General features: G+C 68.3%; 23 protein-coding genes. 11 read left to right on the forward strand and 12 right to left on the reverse strand.

Annotated elements, in window-relative coordinates:
• Positions 1 to 25: 25 nt before the first annotated feature.
• From QRN30_RS02615 to QRN30_RS02625, 3 genes are all read right to left on the reverse strand, one after another.
• Entirely contained in the window at positions 26 to 595 is a 570-nt protein-coding gene (locus tag QRN30_RS02615; protein WP_017887833.1) for a single-stranded DNA-binding protein, read from the reverse strand.
• Positions 596 to 598: 3 nt separating this feature from the next.
• The gene (gene rpsF, locus QRN30_RS02620; RefSeq protein ID WP_017887832.1) at positions 599 to 988 is read right to left on the reverse strand and encodes a 30S ribosomal protein S6; all 390 of its coding nucleotides are present in this window, start codon (positions 986 to 988) and stop codon (positions 599 to 601) included.
• Positions 989 to 1,164: 176 nt separating this feature from the next.
• Positions 1,165 to 2,631: a CCA tRNA nucleotidyltransferase gene (locus QRN30_RS02625; RefSeq protein WP_284760386.1), complete on the reverse strand. Its 1,467-nt coding sequence runs from the start codon at positions 2,629 to 2,631 to the stop codon at positions 1,165 to 1,167.
• Positions 2,632 to 2,758: 127 nt separating this feature from the next.
• Between QRN30_RS02625 and QRN30_RS02630 the strand changes: the two genes are divergently transcribed.
• From QRN30_RS02630 to QRN30_RS02650, 5 genes are all read left to right on the forward strand, one after another.
• Positions 2,759 to 6,880 (forward strand): DUF6049 family protein, encoded by a 4,122-nt coding sequence (locus tag QRN30_RS02630; protein WP_284760388.1) that lies wholly within the window; start codon positions 2,759 to 2,761, stop codon positions 6,878 to 6,880.
• A 94-nt stretch (positions 6,881 to 6,974) separates the two neighbouring features.
• Positions 6,975 to 7,973, forward strand: coding sequence for a thioredoxin-disulfide reductase (gene trxB, locus QRN30_RS02635; RefSeq protein WP_017887829.1), 999 nt, complete (start codon positions 6,975 to 6,977; stop codon positions 7,971 to 7,973).
• 66 nt (positions 7,974 to 8,039) lie between these two features.
• Positions 8,040 to 8,366 (forward strand): thioredoxin, encoded by a 327-nt coding sequence (gene trxA / locus QRN30_RS02640; RefSeq protein ID WP_071291672.1) that lies wholly within the window; start codon positions 8,040 to 8,042, stop codon positions 8,364 to 8,366.
• A 150-nt stretch (positions 8,367 to 8,516) separates the two neighbouring features.
• Positions 8,517 to 9,821, forward strand: a complete 1,305-nt coding sequence (locus QRN30_RS02645) for an aminotransferase-like domain-containing protein (RefSeq protein ID WP_284760389.1) — start codon at positions 8,517 to 8,519, stop codon at positions 9,819 to 9,821.
• 60 nt (positions 9,822 to 9,881) lie between these two features.
• Positions 9,882 to 10,844 (forward strand): D-alanine--D-alanine ligase family protein, encoded by a 963-nt coding sequence (locus QRN30_RS02650; RefSeq protein ID WP_284760390.1) that lies wholly within the window; start codon positions 9,882 to 9,884, stop codon positions 10,842 to 10,844.
• Positions 10,845 to 10,955: 111 nt separating this feature from the next.
• On the opposite strand, the gene QRN30_RS02655 is transcribed toward QRN30_RS02650, so the two are convergent.
• The 9 genes from QRN30_RS02655 to rpmH form a co-directional block, all read right to left on the reverse strand.
• Positions 10,956 to 11,444: an RES family NAD+ phosphorylase gene (locus QRN30_RS02655; RefSeq protein ID WP_284760391.1), complete on the reverse strand. Its 489-nt coding sequence runs from the start codon at positions 11,442 to 11,444 to the stop codon at positions 10,956 to 10,958.
• 164 nt (positions 11,445 to 11,608) lie between these two features.
• Positions 11,609 to 12,577 (reverse strand): ParB/RepB/Spo0J family partition protein, encoded by a 969-nt coding sequence (locus QRN30_RS02660; protein ID WP_214532066.1) that lies wholly within the window; start codon positions 12,575 to 12,577, stop codon positions 11,609 to 11,611.
• Complete coding sequence (locus QRN30_RS02665) at positions 12,577 to 13,470, reverse strand: ParA family protein (protein ID WP_017887823.1); 894 nt, start codon at positions 13,468 to 13,470, stop codon at positions 12,577 to 12,579. The genes QRN30_RS02660 and QRN30_RS02665 overlap by 1 nt, the downstream gene beginning before the upstream one ends.
• A gap of 81 nt (positions 13,471 to 13,551) precedes the next feature.
• The gene (gene rsmG / locus QRN30_RS02670; protein ID WP_071249963.1) at positions 13,552 to 14,211 is read right to left on the reverse strand and encodes a 16S rRNA (guanine(527)-N(7))-methyltransferase RsmG; all 660 of its coding nucleotides are present in this window, start codon (positions 14,209 to 14,211) and stop codon (positions 13,552 to 13,554) included.
• A complete protein-coding gene (locus tag QRN30_RS02675; RefSeq protein WP_017887821.1) occupies positions 14,208 to 14,708 on the reverse strand; it encodes a Jag family protein in 501 nt (166 codons plus the stop codon). The genes rsmG and QRN30_RS02675 overlap by 4 nt, the downstream gene beginning before the upstream one ends.
• Positions 14,709 to 15,677, reverse strand: coding sequence for a membrane protein insertase YidC (gene yidC, locus QRN30_RS02680; RefSeq protein WP_071249959.1), 969 nt, complete (start codon positions 15,675 to 15,677; stop codon positions 14,709 to 14,711). It abuts the gene before it with no gap.
• A gap of 8 nt (positions 15,678 to 15,685) precedes the next feature.
• On the reverse strand, positions 15,686 to 16,066 hold the full coding sequence (gene yidD, locus QRN30_RS02685; protein ID WP_017887819.1) for a membrane protein insertion efficiency factor YidD: 381 nt from the start codon (positions 16,064 to 16,066) through the stop codon (positions 15,686 to 15,688).
• The gene (gene rnpA / locus QRN30_RS02690) at positions 16,063 to 16,413 is read right to left on the reverse strand and encodes a ribonuclease P protein component (RefSeq protein ID WP_017887818.1); all 351 of its coding nucleotides are present in this window, start codon (positions 16,411 to 16,413) and stop codon (positions 16,063 to 16,065) included. The genes yidD and rnpA overlap by 4 nt, the downstream gene beginning before the upstream one ends.
• Before the next feature lie 48 nt (positions 16,414 to 16,461).
• Positions 16,462 to 16,599 (reverse strand): 50S ribosomal protein L34, encoded by a 138-nt coding sequence (rpmH, locus tag QRN30_RS02695; protein WP_022889115.1) that lies wholly within the window; start codon positions 16,597 to 16,599, stop codon positions 16,462 to 16,464.
• A 514-nt stretch (positions 16,600 to 17,113) separates the two neighbouring features.
• Between rpmH and dnaA the strand changes: the two genes are divergently transcribed.
• The 6 genes from dnaA (at position 17,114) to gyrB (ending at position 25,119) form a co-directional block, all read left to right on the forward strand.
• On the forward strand, positions 17,114 to 18,568 hold the full coding sequence (dnaA, locus tag QRN30_RS02700; protein WP_017887816.1) for a chromosomal replication initiator protein DnaA: 1,455 nt from the start codon (positions 17,114 to 17,116) through the stop codon (positions 18,566 to 18,568).
• Positions 18,569 to 18,975: 407 nt separating this feature from the next.
• The gene (gene dnaN, locus QRN30_RS02705) at positions 18,976 to 20,121 is read left to right on the forward strand and encodes a DNA polymerase III subunit beta (RefSeq protein ID WP_017887815.1); all 1,146 of its coding nucleotides are present in this window, start codon (positions 18,976 to 18,978) and stop codon (positions 20,119 to 20,121) included.
• Positions 20,122 to 20,192: 71 nt separating this feature from the next.
• Positions 20,193 to 21,080, forward strand: coding sequence for a phosphogluconate dehydrogenase (NAD(+)-dependent, decarboxylating) (gene gnd, locus QRN30_RS02710; protein WP_284760393.1), 888 nt, complete (start codon positions 20,193 to 20,195; stop codon positions 21,078 to 21,080).
• A gap of 31 nt (positions 21,081 to 21,111) precedes the next feature.
• The gene (gene recF, locus QRN30_RS02715; RefSeq protein WP_350225042.1) at positions 21,112 to 22,482 is read left to right on the forward strand and encodes a DNA replication/repair protein RecF; all 1,371 of its coding nucleotides are present in this window, start codon (positions 21,112 to 21,114) and stop codon (positions 22,480 to 22,482) included.
• Positions 22,482 to 22,982 (forward strand): DciA family protein, encoded by a 501-nt coding sequence (locus QRN30_RS02720; RefSeq protein ID WP_017887812.1) that lies wholly within the window; start codon positions 22,482 to 22,484, stop codon positions 22,980 to 22,982. The genes recF and QRN30_RS02720 overlap by 1 nt, the downstream gene beginning before the upstream one ends.
• A 133-nt stretch (positions 22,983 to 23,115) precedes the next feature.
• Positions 23,116 to 25,119, forward strand: a complete 2,004-nt coding sequence (gyrB, locus tag QRN30_RS02725; RefSeq protein WP_017887811.1) for a DNA topoisomerase (ATP-hydrolyzing) subunit B — start codon at positions 23,116 to 23,118, stop codon at positions 25,117 to 25,119.
• Positions 25,120 to 25,188: the final 69 nt, after the last annotated feature.

A 25,188-nucleotide genomic window follows, 5' to 3' on the forward strand; every position in this document is an offset into this window, starting at 1 on the left:
TGTCAGGCGGCGCTGCGTGCTCCGATCAGAACGGGGTCTCGTCGTCGAAGTTGCCGCCGGGGGTGCTCCACACGTCGTTCGACTGTGCGTTGCCGCCACCCTGCTGGCCGCCCTGGGGAGACCAGGGCGCGTCCGACTGAGCGCCACCGTTGTTGTTCCAGTTGCCGCCGCCGTTGCCCGCGGGGGCGTTGCCGCCGCCGCCGACCTGGCCACGACCGCCGCCACTGCCACCCGCTGCGCGGGTGATCTGTGCGGTCGCGTAGCGGAGCGACGGGCCGATCTCGTCGACCTCGAGCTCGATGCTCGTGCGCTGCTGGCCCTCACGGTCCTGGTAGGAACGCTGACGCAGACGACCCTGCGCGATGACGCGCGAGCCCTTGGTCAGCGACCCCGCCACGTGCTCGGCGAACTCGCGCCACACACTCGCACGGAGGAACAGCGCGTCGCCGTCCTTCCACTCGTTCGCCTGACGGTCGAACGTGCGAGGGGTCGACGCGATGGTGAAGTTCGCCACGGCGAGCCCGTTCTGCGTGTAGCGCAGCTCGGGGTCCGCGGTGAGGTTGCCCACCACCGTGATGACGGTTTCGCCGGCCACGGGTTACTCGGCGCTCGCGGTCGCGGTTGCGGTCTGGGAGGCGTTGGCAGCCTTGCGGGCCGCACGCGCCTCGTCACGCTGCTTCTGGGCGGCGACCTGCGCGATGCCCTCTTCAGCGCGGAGGACCTTCGTGCGGAGCACGGCCTCGGAGAGACCGAGCTGACGGTCGAGCTCCTTGGCGGCCTCGGGCGACGACGTGAAGTCGACGACGGCGTAGATGCCCTCGGACTTCTTCGCGATCTCGTACGCGAGCCGGCGACGGCCCCAGACGTCCACGTTGTCGACGGTGCCACCCGCGTTGCGGATCACGGCCAGGAACTTGTCCAGGCTGGGAGCGACGGTGCGCTCATCGATCTCGGGGTCGAGGATCGCCATCAGTTCGTACTGGTGCATGCGGAACCCACCTCCTCTGGTCTCAGCGGCCCCGGGCGGTTCCCGGGGCAGGAGGGTTGATGCATGTGCCCCAGACCACGCAGGTGCGCGAGGGGCAACCTGCGTAGCCTACCGGACTGCCTGGAGGCGCGCCACCGGCCTGTGGAGAACGGTTCCGCCCGTCAGGCGGTCGCGTCTCAGGCGCCGGTGGCGCCGGTGCCGCCGGTGCCGCCGGTCTCGCCCCGGGCGGCCCACCACGCGCGCAGGCGCTCCTCGGCGGTCTCCTCGCCGAGGGGTCCTTCGTCCATCCGGGCCTCGAGCAGGAACCGGTAGGCCTCGCCCACGGCACGCCCCGGCGGGATGTCGAGGATGCGCATGATGTCGTCGCCGGTCAGGTCCGGTCGGATCGACTCGAGTTCCTCTTGTTCCGACAGCACCCGGATGCGTTCCTCCAGGTCGTCGTACGCGAACGCCAACCGATCGGCCTTGCGGCGGTTGCGCGTGGTCACGTCCGAGCGGGTGAGCTCGTGCAGTCGCTCGAGCTGGTCCCCGGCGTCGCGGACGTAGCGGCGGACGGCCGAGTCGGTCCAGGCGCCCTCGGTGTACCCGAAGAAGCGCAGGTGCAGCTCGATCAGCCGGGACACCGCGGCGATGGTGTCGTTGTCGAAGCGGAGCGCACGGAGTCGCTTCTTCGCCATCTTCGAGCCGACCAGGTCGTGGTGGTGGAAGCTCACGGCGCCGCCGGGCTCGAGCTTGCGCGTCGCGGGCTTGCCGATGTCGTGCAGCAGCGCCGCGAGCCGGAGCACGGTGTCCGGGGGATCGCCGGCGTGCCGTTCGGCCTCGTACCCGATGGCCTGCTCGAGCACGGTGAGCGAGTGCTCGTAGACGTCCTTGTGGTGGTGGTGCTCGTCGACCTCGAGCCGCATCTCGGGCAGCTCCGGCAGGAACCGCTCGGCGAGGCCGGTGTCGACGAGCAGCCGGATGCCGGGGACGGGGTCGCTGGTGTTGAGGAGCTTGACGAGCTCGTCGCGCACGCGCTCGGCGGACACGATGTCGATCGACGCGACGAGCTCCTGCATCGCGGCACGCACGTCGTCGTCGACGGTGAACCCGAGCTGGGACGTGAACCGGGCCGCGCGCATCATCCGCAGGGGGTCGTCGCGGAACGAGACGACCGCGGTCTGCGGCGTCCGGAGCCGGGCGGCGAGCAGGTCCTCGACACCGCCGTGCACGTCGACGAGTTCGCGGGCCGGCAGCCGCAGCGCCATGGCGTTCACCGTGAAGTCGCGACGGAGCAGGTCGTCCTCGATGGTGTCGCCGAACGCGACCTCGGGCTTACGGGTCTCGCCGTCGTAGACGTCGCTGCGGTACGTGGTGATCTCGACCTGCTCGCCGGCGACCCGTGCGGCGATGGTGCCGAACTGGCGGCCGACGTCCCACGTGGCGCTCGCGATGGGTTCGACGATCCGCAGGATGTCGTCGGGCCGGGCGTCGGTCGTGAAGTCGAGGTCGGTCACCGGACGGCCGAGGAACGCGTCACGGACGGGCCCGCCGACCAGGGCGAGTTCGTGTCCGGCGTCGGCGAAGGCCCGAGCGAGGAGGTCGACGGGCTCGGTGGTGGCGAGTGCGTCGAGTCGTTCGACGGCCTGGGCAACGGACTGCATGACGGTGCTCATCCTCCCAGATCGAGGCCCCGAGTTCTCCACAAGCCGCGCGCGCACGGGTCCTGTTCATGGTCGCGCCTCATACACTCGTGCTCGGCCCGAACCGACCCCGTGGCCCGCTCCCCGTATGCAGATGCTCCGCACCACGCTCGCCGCAGCCGCGTCGACCCTCGTCGCGCTCGGCCTGGTCGTCGCGCCCGTCACCACCGACCACGCCTCGGCCGCCACGGTCTCCGCACCGAAGAGCCACGTCGCCGACCCAGCCGCCGCCGACGCGGGGAAGGCGACCATCTCGATCGCCCCCGCGAACCGGGGGATCGTCCAGCGCGACCAGGACCTCACCCTGTCGGTCACCGTCACGAACGACACCGATGCGGCCCTGCCGGCGGGCACCGCGGAGTTCGACATCTTCCGCTCGGTGAGCACCCGGGACGTCCTGGCGAGCTGGCTCAACGACACCACCACAACCGGTTACCTCGGCGCCCCGATGGACTCCGTGGACATCCCGGCGGTCCCGGCGCACCGTTCGGTCACGATCGACTCGGTCGACATCGTCTCCGGCAACGTGGCACTCGGCGGGTACTCGTCGTTCGGTGCCCGGCGCATCGCGGCGGAGTACACGGCGGGTGACGCCTTCGCCGTCGACCGGTCCGCGATCACCTGGTACCCGGACTTCGAGCAGGCTCCGGTCAGCGTGTCCGTCGCGATGCCCGTCACGGTGCCGAAGTCCACCGACGGCATCCTCACCGCCCCGGTGCTGGCCGCCGCGACCTCGGTGGACGGCACCCTCACGCAGCAGCTCGACGCGGCCGAAGACCACAACGTCGCCGTGGCCGTCGACCCCCGGATCATCGCCTCGATCCGGATCCTCGGCGAGAACGCCCCCTCGAGCGCGGTCAGCTGGCTCCAACGCCTGCAGGCCATGCGCAACGAGACCTTCGCGTTGCCCTACGCCGACGCGGACGTGACCGGGCTCCGGCAGGCCGGGTCCGACGGCATCCTGTCGCCGATCTCCCTCGACGAGTCCGTCAAGGCCGAGAACTTCCCCGGCGCCGAGACCCCGGCGCCGACGCCGAGCGCCACCCCGGGGCAGACCTCGTCACCGGCGCCCGCCCAGGCCCCGGACGACGCCACGACCGACCCGGGTACCGACCAGGCGCAGGAGACCCTGCCCACCACGGAGTCCCTGCTCGACTTCCCCTACTCGATGGACCCGATCGCCTGGCCGACCGACGGCACGGTGTCCTCCGACGACCTCCCCGCACTCCGGCGAGCCGGTACCAAGACCACCATCGTCTCGAGCGGCAACACCTCGGCCGGCGCGGACACCACGATCGCCGCGTCCGAGAAGATCGGCGGCGACCACGTGCTCGTCTCCGACCAGTCGATGTCGTCGATGCTCCGCCGCGCAGCGACCGCCCCCGACCGCCAGAGCTGGTCGTCGACGATGTCCGAGCTCACCGCGACCCTGGCCACCTCGGCCCGTGAAGGCTCGGCGACGGGCCCGATCCTGCTCACCCTGGGTCGCGAGTGGCCGTCCGACTCCACGCGGCTCAGCCAGGCGCTGGACGCGCTCGAGGGCACCCCGTGGGTCGCTCCCGCCAACCTCTCCACCGCCTCGGACGCCACACCCGGGTCACTGACGCTCGCCAGCGCGTCCACCGGCGAATCCCGCATCGACCAGCTCCAGAAGCTCGTGCGGGGGGAGCAGGGCCTCACCGCGTTCGCGACGATCCTCGGCGACCCGAACCAGCTGACGGCCCCGGCACGGCTCCGCCTGCTCGCCCTCGCCTCGAACGCCTGGCGCGATGACGACCAGGGTCTCGCAGCCGCGGTGGAGGCCCGAGCGGCCGCGTGGGCGAAGAGCACGACCGAGGTCGGCATCGTCGACTCGAGCAGTCTCACCCTGCTCGGCGACCGGTCGTCGCTGCCGGTGTCCATCCGGAACAGCTCCGACTACCCGGTCACGGTGCACCTGTCCGTGCAGCCGTCCAACTCGGCGCTCCGCGTCGTCCGCAACGACATCGTCGTCGAGATCCAGCCGGACTCCTCCACCCGTGCCACCGTCCCGGTGCAGTCGGTCGCGAACGGCACGGTCGAACTGACGATGTCGCTCTCGAGTCCGACCGGTGTCGCCGTCGCCCAGCCCGCCACGGTCGAGCTCAACGTGCAGGCGCAGTGGGAGACCGTCATCACCGCGGTCGCTGCGATCGCCCTGATCGGCATCTTCGGCTTCGGCATCTTCCGCAGCATCCGCAAGCGCATCCGGCGCCGCAACGGCGAACTCGACGACGACGAGGACGACGACGACCCGAACCGCCCCCTGGCGGTCCAGCCGACGGTCGGGGGCGCGCAGGCGACGACGACCCGGCCTGGAGGCACGGATCACCCCTCCGGAGCAGCCACCTCACCCAGCGTGGCCGCGTCCACGGCCGCTGCGGCCGCTGCGGCCGCAGGAACGCCGGCCACGGGGGTGGACCACGGCCCCCTGCAGGACGCCATCGCGCGCGCCGGGGCCGAGCCGCGCCTCCCGTCCGACGCAGCACGCACCACCGTCGCGGACGACCGCGACGCCGAGGAGCCGACCATCAGCGCCAGCCAGCCCCAGCCCGACGTCGACGCCGAGCCGGTCGCCGAGCGCAGTCTCGGCCGGGCGAGCGCGATGCTCGCGGCGGGCACGATGGTGAGCCGGATCCTCGGCTTCGCGAAGACGTTCGTGCTCGCGTACGCGATCGGGCAGAACGCGAGCCCCTCGGCCAACGCCTTCGCGGTCGCGAACCAGCTGCCGAACAACATCTACGCGCTCATCGCCGGCGGTCTGCTGTCCGCCGTGCTCATCCCGCAGATCGTCCGCGCGATGAAGACCGGCACGGACGGCGGCCAGGCGTACGTCAACAAGATCGTGACGCTCGGTGGATCCGTGTTCGTCGTCATCGCGATCGTGGCGACGGTGTTCGCACCGTTGCTGGTCCGGTTCTACACGAGCTCATCGGTCGGCTCCGGGCCCGAGGCGACCGACCTCGCCGTCGCCTTCGCGTTCTGGTGCCTGCCGCAGATCCTCTTCTACGCGATGTACTCGCTGCTCGGCGAGGTCCTCAACGCGAAGCAGGTCTTCGGGCCGTTCACGTGGGCGCCGCTGCTCAACAACGTCATCGCCATCGGCGGCCTCGTCGTGTTCATCGCCCTGTACGGCACCAGCGGCAGCCAGCTCGACCAGTGGACGCCGGCGAAGATCGCACTCCTGGCCGGCAGCGCATCGCTCGGTGTCTTCGCCCAGGCCGCGTTCCTGCCGTTCTTCTGGAAGCGCGCCGGCCTGTCGTTCCGCCCCGACTTCCGGTGGCGCGGCGTGGGCCTCAAGTCCACGGGGACCGCTGCCGGCTGGCTCTTCGCGATGATCCTCGTCACCCAGGTCGCCGGCATCGTGCAGTCGCAGGTCGCGTGGCTCGGACGGGACGACGGTCCGGGCAACGCCGTGCTCGGCAACGCCTGGCTGATCTTCATGCTCCCGCACTCGATCATCACGGTGTCCATCGCGACGGCGTACTTCACCCGGATGAGCCACGACGCCGAGCGCGGTGACCTCGACGCGGTCCGCCGCAACCTGTCGCTGTCCCTGCGCATCGTCGGGCTGTTCACCGTCTTCGCCTCGGTGGCACTGATCGTCGTCGCGGTCCCGTTCGGCCGCCTGTACGAGGGAACGTTCGAGAGCGCGCTGCAGGTCGGTGCCGTGCTCGTCGCCTACATGCCGGGTCTCGTCCTGTTCAGCATGCTGTTCGTCATCCAGCGCGTCTTCTGGGCGATGCACGACCACCGCACCCCGTTCCTCATGCAGTGCATCCAGTCGGTGCTCTTCGTCATCGGGGCCCTGGCGGTCTCGACGTTCCCGACCTCGGTCATCGGCATCGGTGTCGCCGCCTGCACCACGATCGCCGGATCGGCGCAGACGATCGTCGCGCTCGTGGTCGTCCGCAAGCGGCTGGGGCACATCGAGGGGCCGGTGATCACCCGGTCGCACGTCCAGTTCGTCATCGCGGCGCTGATCTCCGGCGTCGTCGGGCTCCTCGTCGTGAACTTCTTCGGTGCCTTCTCGGAGTCCGGGTTCGCGATGTCCGACCGCACCGGGGCCCTCATCACGATCGTCCTGACCGGCGCCGCGATGGTCGCCGTGTACTTCGGAGCCCTGGTCGTCGCGAAGAACGGCGAGATCGGCAACGCCGTCCGGATGCTCCGCAGCAAGCTCGGCCGCTGATCCCAGCCGAGCACCGCACGCTCACGGGTCGTGCGGAATGCCACGCCGGTACGATGGGTTGACCCGGTCAGACGCAACGGAAGGGCAATCAGGCATGCGCCAGCTCATCATCATCGGTTCCGGTCCGGCCGGGTTCACCGCCGGCATCTACGCAGCGCGCGCAGAGCTCAAGCCGCTCATCGTCGCCTCCAGTGTCGAGACGGGCGGTGAACTCACCAAGACGACCGAGGTCGAGAACTTCCCCGGCTTCCCCGAGGGGATCCAGGGCCCCGACCTCATGATCAAGATGCAGGAGCAGGCCGAGAAGTTCGGTGCCGAGGTCCTGTACGACGACGCCGTCTCCGTCGACCTGACCGGCAAGGTCAAGAAGGTCACCGTCGGCTCGGGCGAGACGTACGAGGCCCTCGCGGTCATCTACGCCACCGGCTCGGCGTACCGCCACCTCGGTCTCCCCGACGAAGAGCGCCTGTCCGGCCACGGTGTCTCGTGGTGCGCGACCTGCGACGGCTTCTTCTTCCGCCAGAAGAACATCGCCGTCGTCGGCGGTGGCGACTCCGCGATGGAAGAGGCGACGTTCCTCACCCGCTTCGCCGACAAGGTGACGGTCATCCACCGCAAGGACTCGCTGCGTGCGTCGAAGATCATGCAGGACCGCGCGATGAACGACCCGAAGATCGAGTTCGCGTGGAACAAGGCGGTCACCGGCATCACGGGTGACTCCGCGGTCGAGGGCGTCACCCTCACGGACACCGTGACGGGTGAGGAGTCCGAGCTCGCACTGGACGGCCTGTTCATCGCGATCGGCAACGACCCGCGCACGCACCTGATCCACGGCCAGATCGACATCGCGCCCGAGGGCACGATCGCTGTCCAGGGCCGCTCGTCGAAGACCAACCTGCCGGGTGTCTTCGCCGCCGGTGACGTCATCGACCCGACCTACCGTCAGGCCATCACGGCCGCCGGTTCGGGCACGGTCGCCGCGCTCGACGCCGAGAAGTACCTCGCCGAGCTCGACGACGAACTGACGAACGAGGCCGAGGGTGTCGGTCCGACCGAACCCGCCATGGTCGACGTCATCGCCTCCCGGGCCTGAGCAGTCTCGGAATACCACGACGGCATCGCCGTTGTACCCCCTGAACGACTTCTCGAAGGAGCACACATGTCCAACGCCAAGGCTGTCACCGACGCCACCTTCTCGGACGAGGTCCTCAAGTCCGACAAGACGATCCTCGTCGACTTCTGGGCCGAGTGGTGTGGCCCGTGTCGCGCCGTCTCGCCGATCCTCGACCAGATCGCTGCAGAGCACGCCGGCAAGATCGAGATCGTCAAGCTCAACGTGGACGACAACCCCCAGTCGGCCATGAACTACCAGATCACGTCGATCCCGGCGATGAAGGTCTTCAAGGGTGGCGAGGTCGTCAAGACCGTCATCGGCGCCAAGCCGAAGCCCGCGCTCGAGGCCGACCTCGCCGAGTTCCTCGCGTAGGTCGCCCCGCACGAACGGCCCCGCTCTCCCCGGAGAGCGGGGCCGTTATCGTCCGGAGCCACCGGATGCCGATCGGCCCCGTCGCGGAACCCGGGTTCCCCGGGCCGATGTCGTAGTGTGGCGGGAATGTCCCACTGAACGGAGCACTCGATGACGAACGGCAACAGCCTCGACCCCTGGTACGACTCCTACGCCCAGCGCACCGCCGGGCTGAGCGCCTCCGAGGTCCGAGCCCTGTTCGCCGTCGCCTCGCGCCCCGAAGTGGTCTCGCTGGCCGGCGGTATGCCGTTCGTCTCCGCGCTCCCCAGGGAGCTCGTCACGGGTTCCCTGGACCGTGTCATGAACGAGCACGCCGCCATGGCCCTCCAGTACGGCGGGGGGCAGGGCCTGCGTTCCCTCCGCGAGCACATCGTGGACGTCATGAGCCTCGAGGGCATCCGCGCCAGCGCCGAGGACGTCGTGGTCACCACGGGCTCGCAGCACGCGCTCGACCTCGTCACACGGCTGTTCGTCGATCCGGGCGACGTCGTGCTCGCCGAGTCGCCGTCCTACGTCGGTGCGATCGGCGTCTTCCGGTCCTACCAGGCCGAGACGGTGCACGTGACGACCGACGAGCTCGGGTTGGTCCCCGAGGCGCTGCGTGAGGCGATCGCGAACCTCCGCACCCAGGGCAAGCGGATCAAGTTCCTCTACACGATCCCGAACTTCCACAACCCGGCCGGCGTCACTATGAGCCGAGAGCGACGCATCGAGGTGCTCGACATCTGCCGGTCGAACAACATCCTCGTGCTCGAGGACAACCCCTACGGACTCCTCTGGTTCGACGAGCCGGCACCCCAGGCCATCCGCTCGATCGACGAAGAGGGCGTCGTGTACCTCGGCTCCTTCTCCAAGACGCTCGCGCCCGGGTTCCGCGTCGGCTGGGCACTCGCGCCGCACGCGATCCGCGAGAAGCTCGTGCTCGCCAACGAGTCGGCCGTCCTCGCGCCCAACTCCTTCGGCCAGTACGTCGTGAACGCCTACCTCGACGCCGCGGACTGGAAGGGTCAGGTCGACACCTTCCGGGGCATCTACGCCGAGCGACGTGACGCCATGCTGTCCGCGCTGGGGGAGTTCCTGCCCGACCTGTCCTGGACCAAGCCGAACGGTGGTTTCTTCGTCTGGCTGACGCTGCCGGAGTCGCTCGACTCCAAGGGCATGCTGCCGCGTGCCGTCAAGGAGCTCGTCGCCTACACACCGGGGACGGCGTTCTACGCCGACGGACGTGGCGGTGGACACATCCGCCTGTCGTTCTGCTACCCGACGCCGGAGCAGATCCGCGTCGGCGTCAAGCGGTTGGCGAACGTCGTCAACGACGAGCTCGAACTCATCGAGACCTTCGGGCCGACCACGCGCCCCAACACGGTGGTCCGAGCGACGTCATCCGTCAGCGCGCCGCCGCCGAACATCTCCTGATCAGCACTTTTGCGCGGCGCTGATCGCACAGCACCGCAGTTCCACACCGGAGGACCCCGCATGGCCGAGCTCACCCGTCGTCACGTCGTCGTCGTCGCCGGAGGCATCTCGCACGAGCGGGACGTCTCCCTGCGATCCGGTCGGCGGGTCGCCGACTCACTGACCGGCTACGGCTGGCAGGTCGATCTCCGCGACGCCGACGCGCTCCTGTTGCCCGCCCTCGCGGAGTCCCGCCCGGACGTCGTGTGGCCGGCGCTGCACGGCGCCTCCGGTGAAGACGGGGCCCTGCGGGGCATCCTGGAGGCCGTGGACATCCCGTTCGTCGGCTCGCGTTCGACCTCGGCTCGGCTGGCATGGGACAAGCCCACGGCGTCCGCACTGGTCGCCCGCGCCGGCGTGCGGACCCCTCGTTCGGTGACACTGTCCCACGACGCCTTCCGTGAGCTCGGCGCCGTCGGCGTCCTCGAGTCGATCGCCACCGAACACCCAGTGCCACTCGCCGTGAAGCCCGCACGTGGCGGGAGCGCCCAGGGCGTGACCCTCGTCGACGACGTCAACGACCTGCCACGCGCCATGGTCACTGCCTACACGTACTGCGACGACGTCGTGGTCGAGCAGCTCATCCGCGGCACCGAGGTGGCCGTGGGGATCATCGACACCGGCGACGGCCCGGTCGCCCTCTCCGCCGTCGAGATCGTGCCCCGCAACGGTATCTACGGCTTCGAGGCTCGCTACAACGCGGGGGAGACGACCTTCTACACGCCGGCGCGACTGTCAGACGAGTTCGCGGCGGCAGCGGCAGAAGCAGCAGTCGCCGCGCACACGGCCTTGGGACTCCGTCACCTGTCGCGCGTTGACCTGATCATCGACGGCGCCGGAACACCGTGGTTCCTCGAGGCCAACGTGCTCCCCGGGCTCACGGAGACGTCTTTGCTGCCGCAAGCGCTCTCGGCGTCGGGCTTCGACCTCGGTTGGACCTACGCCGAGCTCGCCGAGCAGGCCATCCGGGACCACCGCGCCTGATCAGTGCCGCGCGATGTTCCACGTGGAACACCGCGCGTTCGGGACCACGCCGGCGTGATTGACGGGCTTCGATGTTCCACGTGGAACGTCGCACTGCTCGTCCGGCCGATCTCATCGACGGATCACAACGGTTGGCGCGTCGTCCTCGTTCCACCGGAACAGCACCAAGTGCCACAGGCCGGGGCTCTTCCGAGACGGATCGATGAGTCCGTCGGCGCCGATCTCGAGCAAGCGGTCGCGCACCTGCCACGAGCCGGGCGTACCACCGGCGGCGGCGATGTCCTGCCATGGAGCAACAGCGTCCTGCAGGTCGATGCCGATCGAATCGAGCGTGCCTGGATCACGCAAGTCGACGATTCGTGCAGCCTCGACATCGATCGCGACGATCTCCAACGTCTCCGCACGGACGTCCCTGTGCGCGACCATCGCAGCTTCGACTCCTCCGACCGACGCACTGAGGTACAACGTCGGCTCATCGGCCCTGGAATATCGGCACACGGAGCGCGATCCCGCGATCGCGAACTCTCGGAACCTCGGATCCACGGCCCGGAAGAACGTCCCCCGGATCGCCGGCGTGAAAGGCGAGCCGCTGGTGGTCACCACCCCACCATCTCAGCTGAGGCCGATCGCGTCCACCGAAGGCGCAGCATCGTCCGGAGCGCTGCGGCGCCGCCAGAGCGCCCAGCAGGAGTCGCACGACCGCGGACCGCAGATCGGGCGTCCCAGAGGCTCACAGCGCCTCACAGCGCCGCGTGAGGCCTGCTTCAGCTCTCGAGGTCCCGCACGCCGAGCTCGGCGAGGATCCGGTTGAGATCGTCACCGTTCGCGAAGTCGATGGTGACCGAGCTCTTCCGGGCGCCGACCGCGATCTTCACCCGGGTGTTCAACCGGTCACCGAGCCGCTCTGCGAGGTCGTCGAAGTGCGCCTGACGTTTCGACGGCTCGGGCTTCGGCTTCGTCTGCGGGGTCTTCGAGGCGAGTTGCTGCGCAATCGCCTCAGCCGCCCGGACCGAGAGGTCTTCGTTGACGATCTTCTCTGCCAGGTACTCCATCGCCTCTGCGTCCGGCGCAGCGAGGATGGCACGGGCGTGCCCGGCAGAGAGGACACCTGCGGCGACTCGGCGCTGGACGGGGGAGGGGAGGCGCAGGAGCCGAATGGTGTTGGTGATCTGCGGTCGAGACCGTCCGATGCGCTGACCGAGCTGCTCCTGCGTGATGCCGAAGTCCGCGAGGAGCTGCTGGTAGGCAGACGCTTCTTCGAGGGGGTTGAGCTGTGCCCGGTGGAGGTTCTCGAGCAGTGCATCCCGGAGCATCGCGTCGTCAGGGGTGTCCTTCACGATCGCAGGGATCGTGCTCAGCCCGAGTTCCTTGGTGGCTCGCAGACGACGCTCACCCATGATGAGCTCGTACTGCGGGTCCGTCCCTGTCGCTCCGGCGATGGGACGCACGACGATGGGCTGTAGGACGCCGATCTCGCGGATGGAGTGGACGAGCTCCTGGAGCTCCTCTTCGCGGAACTCCTTCCGCGGCTGCTGCGCGTTGGGGATCACGTCGAGCGGGTTGAGGTTCGCCAGACGGGCGCCCGGCACTGCCACGAGATCGTCCGCCGTCGGCGCGGAGGCGGGGGAGCCGCCGGTCGGGAAGAACACATCCACGGGACGGTCCTGCTGGTCCGTCGCTGTGGGGATCAGGGCGCCGATGCCTCGGCCGAGCCCGGTTCGCTTCGGTGCCATCAGTGCTTCGCTCCTCGTGCTGCGATCTCGGCGGCCGCTTCCAGGTAGGACAGCGACCCGGTGGAGTTCACGTCGTACGCGACGACGCTCTGCCCGTAGCTGGGTGCCTCGCTCACTCGGACGGAACGGGGGATCATCGCCTTGAGTACCTGGTCACCGAAGTGCTCCCGGACGTCGTTCGCCACCTGGTTCGCCAAGTTCGTGCGGCTGTCGTACATCGTGAGGAGGATCGTGGACACCCGGAGGTTCGGATTGAGGTGGCGCTCGATCAGCTCGATGTTCCGCAGGAGCTGGCTCAGCCCTTCGAGCGCGTAGTACTCGCACTGGATCGGGATCAGGACCTCTTGTGCCGCGACGAACGCGTTGATCGTCAGCAGACCGAGCGACGGCGGGCAGTCGATGAAGACGTAGTGGTACGGCTCGTCGAGCGATTGCAGGTACATGTCGAGCGCGGTCCGCAGGCGTTGCTCACGTGCAACGAGGGAGACGAGCTCGATCTCTGCACCGGCGAGGTGGATCGTTGCCGGCACACACCAGAGCGTGTCCGACTCGGGGGAGGCCTGGACAGTGTCGGCCATCGGTGCCTCATCGACGATGACGTCGTAGATGCTCGCGACCTCGGCCTGGTGATCGACGCCGAGTGCGGTCGACGCATTGCCCTGCGGGTCGAGGTCGATCACGAGCACTCGAGCGCCACCGTGGGCGAGTCCCGCTGCGAGGTTGACCGTCGATGTCGTCTTGCCGACGCCACCCTTCTGGTTCGAGACGGTGATGATCCGCGTCTCAGCAGGCAGCGGGAACTGCTGCGTCGCAATCGCGCGGCGGCGACGGTTGAGGTCGGCGATCTCGCGAGCGAGCGGTGTCGACGCGTCGTAGTCGGTCGATGAACTCAACGAGTGCCTCTTCCCCGGTTCGATGTTTCACGTGGAACGCGGAGCCACTGGCGGCCGGATGACCCGGCCCGAGCCGCAGCGTCAGTCAACTGTAGCCCGGAAGACGCGAGTGGTCTCGTCGACCACACCGTCTCCGAGCTCGAGCACCTCGACGTCGGAGAGGCGCTTCCGGAGGATCACCTTGCGGGCCTTCTCGATCTCTTCGTCGACACGCGCACCCTTCATCAGGATGAGCTGGCCACCGGACCGAACCAAGGGCACGGTCAGGGGGATCAGCTTCGAGAGCGCGCTGACGGCCCGAGCGGTGACCTGGTCGACCACCACTTCGTCAGCGACGTCCTCTGCACGGCCACGGAGCACCGTCACGTTCTGCAGGCCGAGCCGGTCGGCCTCAGCGCGGAGCCAATCCGTCCGACGCTCCATCGGCTCGATGAGCACGAACTCGACGTCGGGGCGGGCGATGGCGAGCACAAGGCCTGGCAGTCCTGCCCCGGAACCGACGTCCGCAACCCGGCCACGCGCCTCCAGGAGGGGTGCCAGCAACGCAGAATTGAGGATATGTCGAGTCCACAGCCGGGGGAGCTCGAGCGGGCCGATCAGGCCCAGCTCCTCACCTCGTCGCGCCAGCTCGTCCGTGAACGACCGCGCCACCTCGATCTGGTCGCCGAACAGCGTCACGGCGGCAGCAGGCTCGGTCTCCAGCACCGGTGCGGCCGTGGGGGCCACTGGCTCGTCCGTCATCGGGTGACGACCGTGTGGCGGTCCCGACCCTCACCCTCGGACTCCGAGTGGAAGCCTTTCTCAGCGACCAGGTCGTGGACGAGCTTGCGCTCGTACGACGACATCGGGGGGAGTGCTGCCGTCGACGAACCGGCTTCGATCCGCTCGACCGCGGTGTCGACGAGACGCTGGAGTTCCTCGGCACGGGCGTCGCGCGAGCCGCCGACGTCGAGGATGAGCCGACTGAACTCGCCGGTCTCCGCCTGCACCGCGATGCGGGTGAGTTCCTGCAGTGCGGTCACCGTGTCGGGCTTCGAGAGGACACGAAGTGCCTCTCCGTCGTCGGTGACCGACAAGTACACGCGACCGCCGCGTTCCTCGATCTCGATGTCACCATCGAGATCACAGATGTCGAGGAGTTCCTCGATGTAGTCCGCTGCGATGTCCGCTTCGTCGCGGACGTCTTCGGTCTCGGTGTCCGTCGTCTCGACGGCGGCCGCGGTGTCCTGCTCGGTCACTTACTTCTTCCCGTTCTTCTTCTGGCGCTGCTTGCCGACCGGCTGCTGACGCTGGGTGGTGACGCGCACGGGCTCGATCTCCGTCGCGCCGACGCCGGCGCCGGCCTCGGCGAGGACCGGAGTGGCCGTCCCGCGACGCTGGGCCTTCTTGGCCAGGCGGGCTTCACGAGCCAGAGCAGCTTCGGAACCCGGGGTCGGCATGCTGCGGATGACGAAGTACTGCTGCGCCATCGTCCAGAGGTTCGAGGCGAGCCAGTAGAACATGACGCCGAGGGGGAAGCTGAGGCCCGAGATCACGAAGACCAGCGGGAGGATGTACAGCATCATCTTCTGCTGGCGGTACATCGGAGACTCCTTGGTCTCCGGCGACATGTTCTTGGCGACGAGCTGCAGCTGCGTGATGAACTGCGACGCGGTCATGACGACGATCATGAAGCCGGCGATCGCGCGGACCTCCCAGCCGGAGGCGTTCGTGAACGTCTCGTGCAGCGGAGCGCCGAACAGCGCCGCGTTGCCGAACGAGGCCGCGAGGTCGTTCGTCAGCAGGCCGATGCCGGTCTTGTTGATCTGCGCTTCGTGCAGCACCGAGTACAGCGAGAAGAAGATCGGCATCTGCAGGAGCAGCGGCAGGCAGGAGCTGAGCGGGTTGGTCCCGGTCTCCTTGTAGAGCGCCATCGTCTCGCGGCTCATGGCCTCGCGCGAGAACTGGTCCTTCTTGCCCTTGTACTTGTCCTGGATCTTCTTCAGCTGCGGCGCGACCTCGAGCATGCGACGCTGCGACTTGATCTGCCGGACGAAGATCGGGATCAACGCCGCGCGGACGACGAACGTCAGGAAGATGATCGAGAGCACCCACGTGATGCCCGCGCTCGGGTCCATCCCGATGCTCTCGAAGATCCAGTGGAAGCCGACGAGGATGGCCGAGACCACCCATTTGAGCGGCCAGAGGACGAATCCGATGATGTCCATGGGGACGGCTACGCCTTTCGAGTGCGCTGGGGGAGCAGGACCGGCCGGGCCGTTCCGACCGCGGGGTGCGGCTGCTGCGGGATCGGCGCGAGGACGAACCCGAACCGGTTGACGACGAACGGGTGACGACGTTCCTTGACGTCGTCGATGCCGCCGGCAGCCCAGGGGTTGCAGCGGGCGATGCGCCAGGCGCCCATGGCGGATCCGCGCACGACGCCGTACTGCTGGATCGCGTCGAGGGCGTACCGGGAGCACGACGGGTGGTAGCGGCAGACGTTGCCGTACAGCGGGGAGATCACCGCACGGTAGGCCCGGAGCACGACGACGCACGCGTTGCGTGGGAGCAACGCGATGACCCAGGCCAGCCGGGTCCACAGAGTGCGGTTCATGCTGCCTTCTCCACCCCGCGCGCGAAGGAGCGCGTGACGTCTTCGAGCAGGGTAGGCCATCCGGCCTGCGATGCGGCTGGCAGTACACGGACCACCACGTCGAACCCTTCTGGGCACTCGACGAGCAGGTCGTGCGCGATCGCCTTGAGCCGCCGCCTGATCAGGTTCCGGGTCACGGCGTTGCCCACCGTCTTCGCGACGATGAAGCCGAAGCGTGTCGGTCCGTCGCGGTCGGCCGGTTGGCGGACCACGGACACGACGACGTGCGCCGTGGCGCTCTTGCGACCACGACGCACGACGTTCCGGTAGTCGTCCCCGCGCACGATGCGGTTGGCGCTGGCCAACACTGCGACGCCGGGGTCAGACCGAGGACCGGATCAGGCGGATGAGCCTGATCAGGCCGAGAGCTCGGTGCGGCCCTTGGCGCGACGCGCCGACAGGATGGCGCGGCCGGCACGCGTCCGCATGCGGAGGCGGAAGCCGTGCTTCTTGGCGCGGCGACGGTTGTTCGGCTGGAAGGTGCGCTTGCTCATGATGTTCTCCACACGGCTGCTCGCGGCGAGCCGTCACGTATGTGTAGTCGTCCGGGTGCGGACGACGCAGATGGGCGCGACCAAAGGGCCGCAGTCAACTGGTTAACGGTACGTGACAGCGGCGGGCAGGTCAAACCCCAGGCGGACAGGTGGTGCCGTCACACCCGTGGCTGGTGTCGCTCGAGCCCATTCTCCACATTGGGGACAACTTCCGTTCGGTGGGACTCGGTCCGGTCCTTTACAGTGGTGTGATCGATCGCCTCGAAGGCCCGGTACGACAGGGAAGTACTCCTGTCGGACGACTCGGAGCGGTCGTGGACAACACTGTGGACAACCCTGTGGGAACCTCCGTGGCAACGAGGCTTCGGAGAACTCTCCGGAGCCACCGACGATCCGCCGGAGACGACCCTGTCCCGAGTGCGGTCGCCGAGGACGCCACGGCATGTCCGACCCCGCGGGACGCACTCTCGTCCGGCAGCGAACGCACGACACGACCCCTGGAGACGAGCGCGACATGACGATGCCGGCCGACCCCGTCGAGGACCTCTGGTCATCCGTACTCCGAATCCTCGCCGAGGACCCCCGCATCACGCCGCAGCTCCACGGGTTCCTGAACCTGGTCGAGCCGAAGGGCGTGCTCGCCGGCACCCTGTACCTCGAGGTCCCGAACGACCTGACCCGCGGCATGCTCGAGCAGCGAATCCGCATCCCGATCACCGAGGCCGTCGCACGCATCGGCGACGACTCGGTCGCGAACTTCGCGATCACGGTCAACCCGGACATGGCGTCGGAGCCGCGGGTGGACCCCAACGTGCCGGAGTACGCCGAACCCGTGCAGGAAGCCGTCGAGCAGAGTGCCGCGCCGCGTCAGTACATCGAGGCGCCGTTCGTCCCGAGCCAGATCGACTCTCCCGGCACCAGCGGGCGCCCGGAGTCGCGGCTCAACCCGAAGTACAACTTCGACAACTTCGTCATCGGCTCGTCGAACCGGTTCGCCCACGCCGCAGCCGTCGCCGTCGCCGAGGCACCGGCCAAGGCCTACAACCCGCTCTTCATCTACGGGGACTCCGGACTGGGCAAGACCCACCTGCTCCACGCCATCGGGCACTACGCCGAGAGCCTCTACCCGGGGATCCGCGTCCGCTACGTGTCGAGCGAGGAGTTCACCAACGACTTCATCAACTCGATCGCGAACAACCGGTCGAACCAGTTCCAGCAGCGCTACCGCGACATCGACATCCTGCTGATCGACGACATCCAGTTCCTGCAGGGGAAGGACTCCACCCAGGAGGCCTTCTTCCACACCTTCAACACGCTGCACGACCACAACAAGCAGGTCGTCATCACGTCGGACGTGGCGCCGAAGCACCTGACCGGGTTCGAAGACCGGATGCGGTCGCGCTTCGAGTGGGGTCTGATCACCGACGTCCAGGCGCCCGAGCTCGAGACGCGCATCGCGATCCTCCGCAAGAAGGCGCAGTCCGACCACCTGCAGGTGCCCGACGACATCCTCGAGTTCATGGCGTCGAAGGTGTCGAGCAACATCCGCGAGCTCGAGGGCACCCTGATCCGGGTCACCGCGTTCGCGAGCCTGAACCGGACGGCCGTCGACATGGCACTGGTGCAGACGGTGCTCAAGGACCTGATCACCCTCGACGAGGACAACGTCGTCGCGCCGACGGACATCATCAACCACACCGCGGAGTACTTCAAGCTCTCCGTCGACGACCTCTACGGCTCGTCCCGCTCCCAGGCGATCGCCACGGCACGACAGATCGCGATGTACCTGTGCCGTGAGCTGACGAGCCTGTCCCTGCCCAAGATCGGGCAACTGTTCGGCAACCGCGACCACACCACGGTCATGTACGCGAACAAGAAGATCACCGAGCTGATGAAGGAGCGTCGGTCGATCTACAACCAGGTCACCGAGCTCACCAGCCGCATCAAACAGGACCGCCGCTACCGCTGAGATCGGCGGGTTCCCGGACCCATCCACCATCTGAGACGGTTCCATGGGCCGGAGTTCTCACAGTGTGGATAGCCTGTGGATAACTGTGGAGGACACGCCGCCCAGTTGTACACAGGTGGGCGGTCGCCTGTGGAGACTGGGGATGGAAGTGGATAGATGAGATTCATTCATCCCGTTAACGCTCACACACCGCTCACAAGTCACAAGCGTGTAGTTCCCTACTCCGGACCGGGATGCACAGGGTTATCCACAGTGTGCACAGGCGTTAACACCATTACTCCTGGTTAACGATCAATCTCCGCGGGACAACCTTGTGGACGGCGGGATGACAAGAAATCCGGCGCTCCTCCGCCTGTGCCAGAATGGGGCGGCCGGACAGTCCAAGCCGATCGACAGGGGTTCCAGCTGTGAAGTTCGAGGTCAACCGGGACGTCTTCTCCGAAGCCGTCTCCTTCGCAGTGAAGCTCCTCCCGCAGCGCACGACCCTGCCGATCCTGTCGGGCGTCCTGATCCACGCCGACGGGGATCGCCTGACGCTCTCGTCGTTCGACTACGAGGTCTCGGCGCAGACGTCGATCTCGGCGCAGATCGACGAACCGGGCACCGTCCTGGTCTCCGGCCGGCTGCTGAACGACATCGCGAGCCGGCTGCCGAACGCCCCGGTGTCCTTCACCACCGAGGACGCGAAGATCTCGGTCACCTGCGGTTCGGCACACTTCACGCTGCTGTCCATGCCGGTCGAGGAGTACCCGACGCTGCCGGAGATCGGTCCGCAGACGGGTGTCATCCCGGGCGACGCGTTCTCCGAAGCCGTGTCCCAGGTCGCCGTCGCCGCCAGCCGTGACGACGTCACCCCGGTGATCACGGGCGTGCAGCTCGAGGTCGGCGACAACGACCTGTCCCTCATCGCGACCGACCGCTACCGTGTCGCCGTCCGCACCATCGCGTGGGACTCCGGCCGAGTCGGCTCGGACCCCCTGCACGCACTGGTCCCGGCCCGCACCCTGCAGGAGGTCGGCCGCACGTTCGGTTCGGCGTCGACGGTGTCGGTGTCGATCAGCGGCAACTCGGACCGCGAGCTCATCGCCTTCCACGCCGACGACAAGACCGTGACGTCGCTGCTCATCAAGGGCAACTACCCGCCGGTCCGCCGGCTCTTCCCCGAGACCGTCAACGACCACGCGGTGATCAACACCGCGGAGCTGGTCGAAGCGGTCCGACGGGTCTCCCTCGTCCTGGAGCGCGAAGCCGCGCTCCGGTTCTCCTTCACGGTCGACGGGCTCACGCTCGAGGCGATCGGATCCGAACAAGCGCAGGCGTCAGAGTCGATCAGTGCGTTGTTGACCGGCGAGGAAACGGTGGTCTCGTTGAAGCCCGCCTTCCTCCTGGACGGGCTGAACGCGGTGCACTCCGAGTTCGTCCGCATCTCCTTCACCAAGACGGAGAACCCCAACAAGCCGGGCCCGGTGCTGATCACCGGCCAGACTTCGCAAGAGGCCGCAGCGACCGATGGATACCGGTACCTGCTGCAGCCCAACCTGCTGCTGCGATAGGCGCAACAGGCAACCTGCGCTGGCGCACACCACCGGCAGCATCAGCGCGACGACGAACAGAAGAGGAAATCATGCACATCGGTCTTGTCGGCCTCGGTCGCATGGGCAACAACATGCGTGCCCGTCTCCGCAACGCAGGGATCGAGGTCACCGGGTACGACGCCAACCCCGCCGTCTCCGACGTCGCTGACCTCGCCGCCCTCGCCGCTGCCCTCCCGGAGGGCAAGCGCCTCGTGTGGGTCATGGTCCCGCACGGCAAGATCACCGACGACGTGATCACCGACCTGGCCGGTGTCCTCGGCGAGGGCGACCTGGTCATCGACGGTGGCAACTCGAAGTGGCTGGACGACACCAAGCACGCCGAGCAGCTCGGTGCGCGCGGCATCCGCTACATGGACGCCGGCGTCTCCGGTGGTGTCTGGGGCAAGGACAACGGCTACGGCCTGATGGTCGGCGGTGACGCTGCGGACGTCGAGTTCGCGATGCCGGTCTTCGACGCCCTGCGCCCCGAGGGCCCCCGCGAAGAAGGCTTCTCGCACGCCGGCCCGATCGGCGCCGGCCACTACGCGAAGATGGTCCACAACGGCATCGAGTACGCGATCATGCAGGCGTACGGCGAGGGCTACGAGCTCCTCGAGGCCAAGGACCTGATCACCGACGTCCCCGCCGTGTTCGCCGGGTGGCAGCGCGGAACGGTCGTCCGTTCCTGGCTGCTCGACCTCATGGTCCTGGCCCTGAACGAAGACCCGAAGCTCGACGAGCTCGAGGGCTACGTCGAGGACTCGGGCGAGGGTCGCTGGACGCTGGAAGAGGGCATCGAGCTCGCCGTGCCGATGCCGGCGCTCTCGGCGTCGATCTTCGCGCGCTTCGTCTCGCGCCAGGGCAGTGCCTCGCCGACGATGAAGGCCGTCGCGGCGCTCCGCAACCAGTTCGGCGGCCACGCCGTCAAGAAGTCCTAGGACTTCCCGGGGGAACCCGGCCTCGGCCCGCGTGCACGTCGACCATCTCCAACTGACCGACTTCCGGAACTACCGGGAGGCGGACGTCGACCTCGCACGCGGGCCGAACCTGTTCGTCGGGCGCAACGGACAGGGCAAGACCAACCTGGTCGAGGCGATCGGGTACCTCTCCACCCTCGGCTCGCACCGCGTCCCCACCGACGCAGCGCTCGTCCGCCAGGGTTGTGACGCCGCGATCGTCCGGGCTCGACTCGCGCACGAGGACCGCAGCATCCTCGCCGAGGTGCAGATCAACCGCACCGGTGCGAACCGTGCGCAGGTGAACCGTTCGGCGATCAAGCCGCGGGAGCTGCCGCGCTACTGCACGTCGGTGCTCTTCGCACCGGAGGACCTCGCCCTGGTGCGGGGCGAACCGGCCGGGCGACGCCGGATGCTCGACGAGCTGCTCGGTCAGATCGCGCCGCGGATGCAGGGTGTGCTCGCCGACTACGACCGCACGCTCCGGCAGCGGAACACCCTGCTGAAGTCGGCCCGCGCCACGGGTGCGAAGGCCAACGCCCTGTCGACGCTCGACGTCTGGGACGACCGCCTCGTGGGGCTCGGTGCCGAGATCGTCGCGGCTCGCGACCACCTGACCCGACGCCTCGCCCCCTTCGTGGCCGAGGCCTACGCGACCGTCGCCGGCGAGCACCACGACGCCTCGATCACGGGTGTCCTGTCGATCCGCGGTGGCGACCCGGAGTCCGCGGCGGCCACCGACCCCGTGCTCGGGACGCCCGACGAACCGGTCACCGTCGCGTCGGCGGCCGAGGCGTTCGCGGCAGCGCTCGAACGACGTCGGCGGGACGAACTCGACCGCGGACTCACCCTCGTCGGACCGCACCGGGACGACGTGCTGTTCCAACTGAACGGGTTACCGGCCCGCGGCTACGCGAGTCACGGCGAATCCTGGTCCTTCGCGCTGGCGATACAGCTCGCGAGCGCGTCCATCCTGCGCGCGGAGTCGAACCTGGGCGACCCGATCATCATCCTCGACGACGTGTTCGCCGAGCTCGACGAATCGCGACGGGAACGGCTGGCGAACGCGGTCGCCGACTACGAGCAGGTGCTCATCACGGCAGCGGTGTTCGGTGACGTGCCCCCGAAGCTGGCGGCGCACACGGTGCGGATCGAAGCGGGCACGATCGTGACCGACGAGGCGGACGCAACCCGCGCCTCCAGTCCGTCGACGGACCGGACGGACCGGACGGACGCGACGGACCGGACGGACGCGACGGACCGGACGGACGCGACGGTCGAGACCCACGCGACGGAGCCGGCGGACGCCGACACCATGGCGGGCGCCGACAGCAAGACCGATCCGACCGACGACGGCCCCACCCCCGCCGGAGCCGACGCCTGATGCCGAAGCCCCGCAAGCCCACCGAACCCTCGCAGGTGTACCGGCACCTGCGCGCCGTGTTCGGCGACCCGTCCAAGCGCGGCACCGATGCCCGCCGCCGACGCGCTCGCGAGTTCGACGCCGACACCGTGCCGTACGGGCGCGGCCGTGAGCCGAAGGGCCTCGCCGACATCGTCGGGTCGCTCGCCCATGAGCTCGGGTGGACCGAACCACTCGCCCGCTCCGAGCTCTTCGTGGACTGGCCGAGCGTCGTCGGCGAGGAGCTGGCGAAGCACTCCCGCCCGGTGACCATCGACGACGGCGCACTCGTCATCCGGTGCGACTCGACGGCCTGGGCGACCCAGCTCCGACTGATGCGCGCGACGGTCACGACCACCATCGCGGAACGGCACCCGGAAGCAGGGGTCGAGTCGATCAGGGTTTCCGGCCCGGACGCCCCCACCTGGAAACGCGGCCCCAGGACGGTCCAGGGGCGCGGTCCTCGCGACACCTACGGTTGAGGCGACGAAATCATCCTGGAGTGCCAGAAAAGCCCGTCTGTGGGGCAGATGAGCCCTCGAAAGAGGGGGCTCTGCGGTAGACTGGGAGGTGCAGTGCGCGGGCGTTCCGCGCGCAGGCAGGAGCACGCTCGACATGGCATCAGAATCTGAAGACGACCCGCAGAACCCGCTCGAAGCGGAGACCCCGCAGAGCGAACCGTCCTACGGCGCAGACCAGATTCAGGTGCTCGAGGGGCTCGAGGCGGTCCGCAAGCGTCCCGGTATGTACATCGGTTCGACCGGTCCCCGCGGTCTGCACCACCTGGTCCAGGAGATCGTCGACAACTCGGTCGACGAAGCCCTCGCCGGGTACTGCGACACCATCGACGTGAGCATCCGTGAAGACGGTGGCGTCCGGGTGGTCGACAACGGCCGTGGCATCCCGGTCGACGTCCACGCGGCCGAGGGGGTCTCGACCCTGCAGGTCGTCCTCACCGTCCTGCACGCCGGCGGCAAGTTCGGTGGTGGCGGCTACGCCGTCTCCGGTGGTCTGCACGGCGTCGGTTCGTCCGTCGTGAACGCGCTGAGTTCCGAGCTCGACGTCGAGGTCCGTCGGCAGGGCCACGTCTGGCGTCAGAGCTACACCGACGGTGTCCCAGTGGCCCCCGTCTCGAAGGACGAACCGGCCGACGAGACCGGGACGACGATCACGTTCTGGCCGAACGCCGAGATCTTCGAGTCCGTCGTCTTCGACTACGAGACCCTGCGCACGCGCTTCCAGCAGATGGCCTTCCTGAACAAGGGTCTGCGGATCAACCTGCGCGACGAGCGCGCCCCCGAAGAAGGGGAAGAAGCTCGCAACGACACCTTCATGTACGAGCGTGGGCTCGCCGACTACGTCGAGTTCATCAACGCGCAGAAGAAGGCCGACCTCGTCCACCCCGACGTCATCGGCTTCGAGTCCGAGGACCCGGACCGCAAGATCGCGCTCGAGGTCGCGATGCAGTGGAACACCTCGTACCAGGAGAGCGTCCACACCTTCGCGAACACGATCAACACGCACGAAGGCGGGACCCACGAAGAGGGCTTCCGCGCCGCGCTCACGACCCTCGTCAACCGCTACGCGCGTGAGGCGAAGATCATCAAGGAGAAGGACGACAACCTCACGGGTGACGACATCCGCGAAGGGCTCACCGCCGTCATCTCCGTGAAGCTCGGCGAGCCGCAGTTCGAGGGGCAGACGAAGACCAAGCTCGGCAACACCGAGGCGAAGTCGTTCGTGCAGCGCGTCGTCGGCACCGAGCTGACCCACTGGTTCGAGAGCAACCCGACGCAGGCACGCGACGTCGTCCGCAAGGCGATCCAGGCGTCGCAGGCTCGGCTCGCGGCCCGCAAGGCACGCGAGACCACCCGTCGCAAGGGGCTGCTCGAGTCGGGCGGCATGCCCGGCAAGCTCAAGGACTGCCAGTCGAAGGACCCGACCCTGTCGGAGATCTTCATGGTCGAGGGCGACTCGGCCGGTGGTTCCGCCGTGCAGGGCCGCAACCCGATGACCCAGGCGATCCTGCCGCTGCGCGGCAAGATCCTGAACGTCGAGAAGGCCCGGCTCGACCGTGCCCTCGCCAACCAGGAGATCCAGTCGATGATCACGGCGTTCGGCGCCGGCATCGGTGAGGACTTCGACCCGGACAAGGCCCGGTACCACAAGATCGTGCTGATGGCCGATGCCGACGTCGACGGCCAGCACATCACGACGCTGCTGCTCACGCTGCTCTTCCGCTACATGCGTCCGCTCATCGAGCGTGGGTACGTGTACCTCGCGCAGCCGCCGCTGTACCGCCTGAAGTGGTCGAACTCGGCGCACGAGTACGTGTTCAGCGACCGGGAGCGCGACGCCCTGATGCAGGCCGGCCTCGCCGCCGGCAAGCGCATCCCGAAGGACAACGGGATCCAGCGCTACAAGGGCCTCGGCGAGATGGACTACAAGGAGCTCTGGGACACCACGATGAACCCGGACACCCGCACGCTCCTGCAGGTCACGCTGGAGGACGCAGCCGCGGTCGACAGCACCTTCTCGACGCTGATGGGTGAGGACGTCGACGCGCGTCGCCAGTTCATCCAGCAGAACGCCAAGGACGTCCGCTTCCTCGACATCTAACGGCCAGGAGGCGCGGTGTGAGCCGCGTCGACCAGTCCTGACCACCTGTGGTCGCGCCCGGCGCGACCA

The sequence above is a fragment of the Curtobacterium sp. MEB011 genome (assembly GCF_030209655.1).
Classification (GTDB): domain Bacteria; phylum Actinomycetota; class Actinomycetes; order Actinomycetales; family Microbacteriaceae; genus Curtobacterium; species Curtobacterium poinsettiae.

What these genes read in the sequence shown, in the direction of transcription:
- rpsF (WP_017887832.1), bottom strand. Translation starts at nt 988, where the DNA reads ATGCACCAGTACGAACTGATGGCGATCCTCGACCCCGAGATCGATGAG.
- QRN30_RS02625 (WP_284760386.1), bottom strand. Translation starts at nt 2,631, where the DNA reads ATGCAGTCCGTTGCCCAGGCCGTCGAACGACTCGACGCACTCGCCACC.
- QRN30_RS02630 (WP_284760388.1), top strand. Translation starts at nt 2,759, where the DNA reads ATGCAGATGCTCCGCACCACGCTCGCCGCAGCCGCGTCGACCCTCGTC.
- trxB (WP_017887829.1), top strand. Translation starts at nt 6,975, where the DNA reads ATGCGCCAGCTCATCATCATCGGTTCCGGTCCGGCCGGGTTCACCGCC.
- trxA (WP_071291672.1), top strand. Translation starts at nt 8,040, where the DNA reads ATGTCCAACGCCAAGGCTGTCACCGACGCCACCTTCTCGGACGAGGTC.
- QRN30_RS02645 (WP_284760389.1), top strand. Translation starts at nt 8,517, where the DNA reads ATGACGAACGGCAACAGCCTCGACCCCTGGTACGACTCCTACGCCCAG.
- QRN30_RS02650 (WP_284760390.1), top strand. Translation starts at nt 9,882, where the DNA reads ATGGCCGAGCTCACCCGTCGTCACGTCGTCGTCGTCGCCGGAGGCATC.
- QRN30_RS02660 (WP_214532066.1), bottom strand. Translation starts at nt 12,577, where the DNA reads ATGGCACCGAAGCGAACCGGGCTCGGCCGAGGCATCGGCGCCCTGATC.
- rsmG (WP_071249963.1), bottom strand. Translation starts at nt 14,211, where the DNA reads ATGACGGACGAGCCAGTGGCCCCCACGGCCGCACCGGTGCTGGAGACC.
- yidC (WP_071249959.1), bottom strand. Translation starts at nt 15,677, where the DNA reads ATGGACATCATCGGATTCGTCCTCTGGCCGCTCAAATGGGTGGTCTCG.
- yidD (WP_017887819.1), bottom strand. Translation starts at nt 16,066, where the DNA reads ATGAACCGCACTCTGTGGACCCGGCTGGCCTGGGTCATCGCGTTGCTC.
- rpmH (WP_022889115.1), bottom strand. Translation starts at nt 16,599, where the DNA reads ATGAGCAAGCGCACCTTCCAGCCGAACAACCGTCGCCGCGCCAAGAAG.
- dnaA (WP_017887816.1), top strand. Translation starts at nt 17,114, where the DNA reads ATGACGATGCCGGCCGACCCCGTCGAGGACCTCTGGTCATCCGTACTC.
- gnd (WP_284760393.1), top strand. Translation starts at nt 20,193, where the DNA reads ATGCACATCGGTCTTGTCGGCCTCGGTCGCATGGGCAACAACATGCGT.
- QRN30_RS02720 (WP_017887812.1), top strand. Translation starts at nt 22,482, where the DNA reads ATGCCGAAGCCCCGCAAGCCCACCGAACCCTCGCAGGTGTACCGGCAC.
- gyrB (WP_017887811.1), top strand. Translation starts at nt 23,116, where the DNA reads ATGGCATCAGAATCTGAAGACGACCCGCAGAACCCGCTCGAAGCGGAG.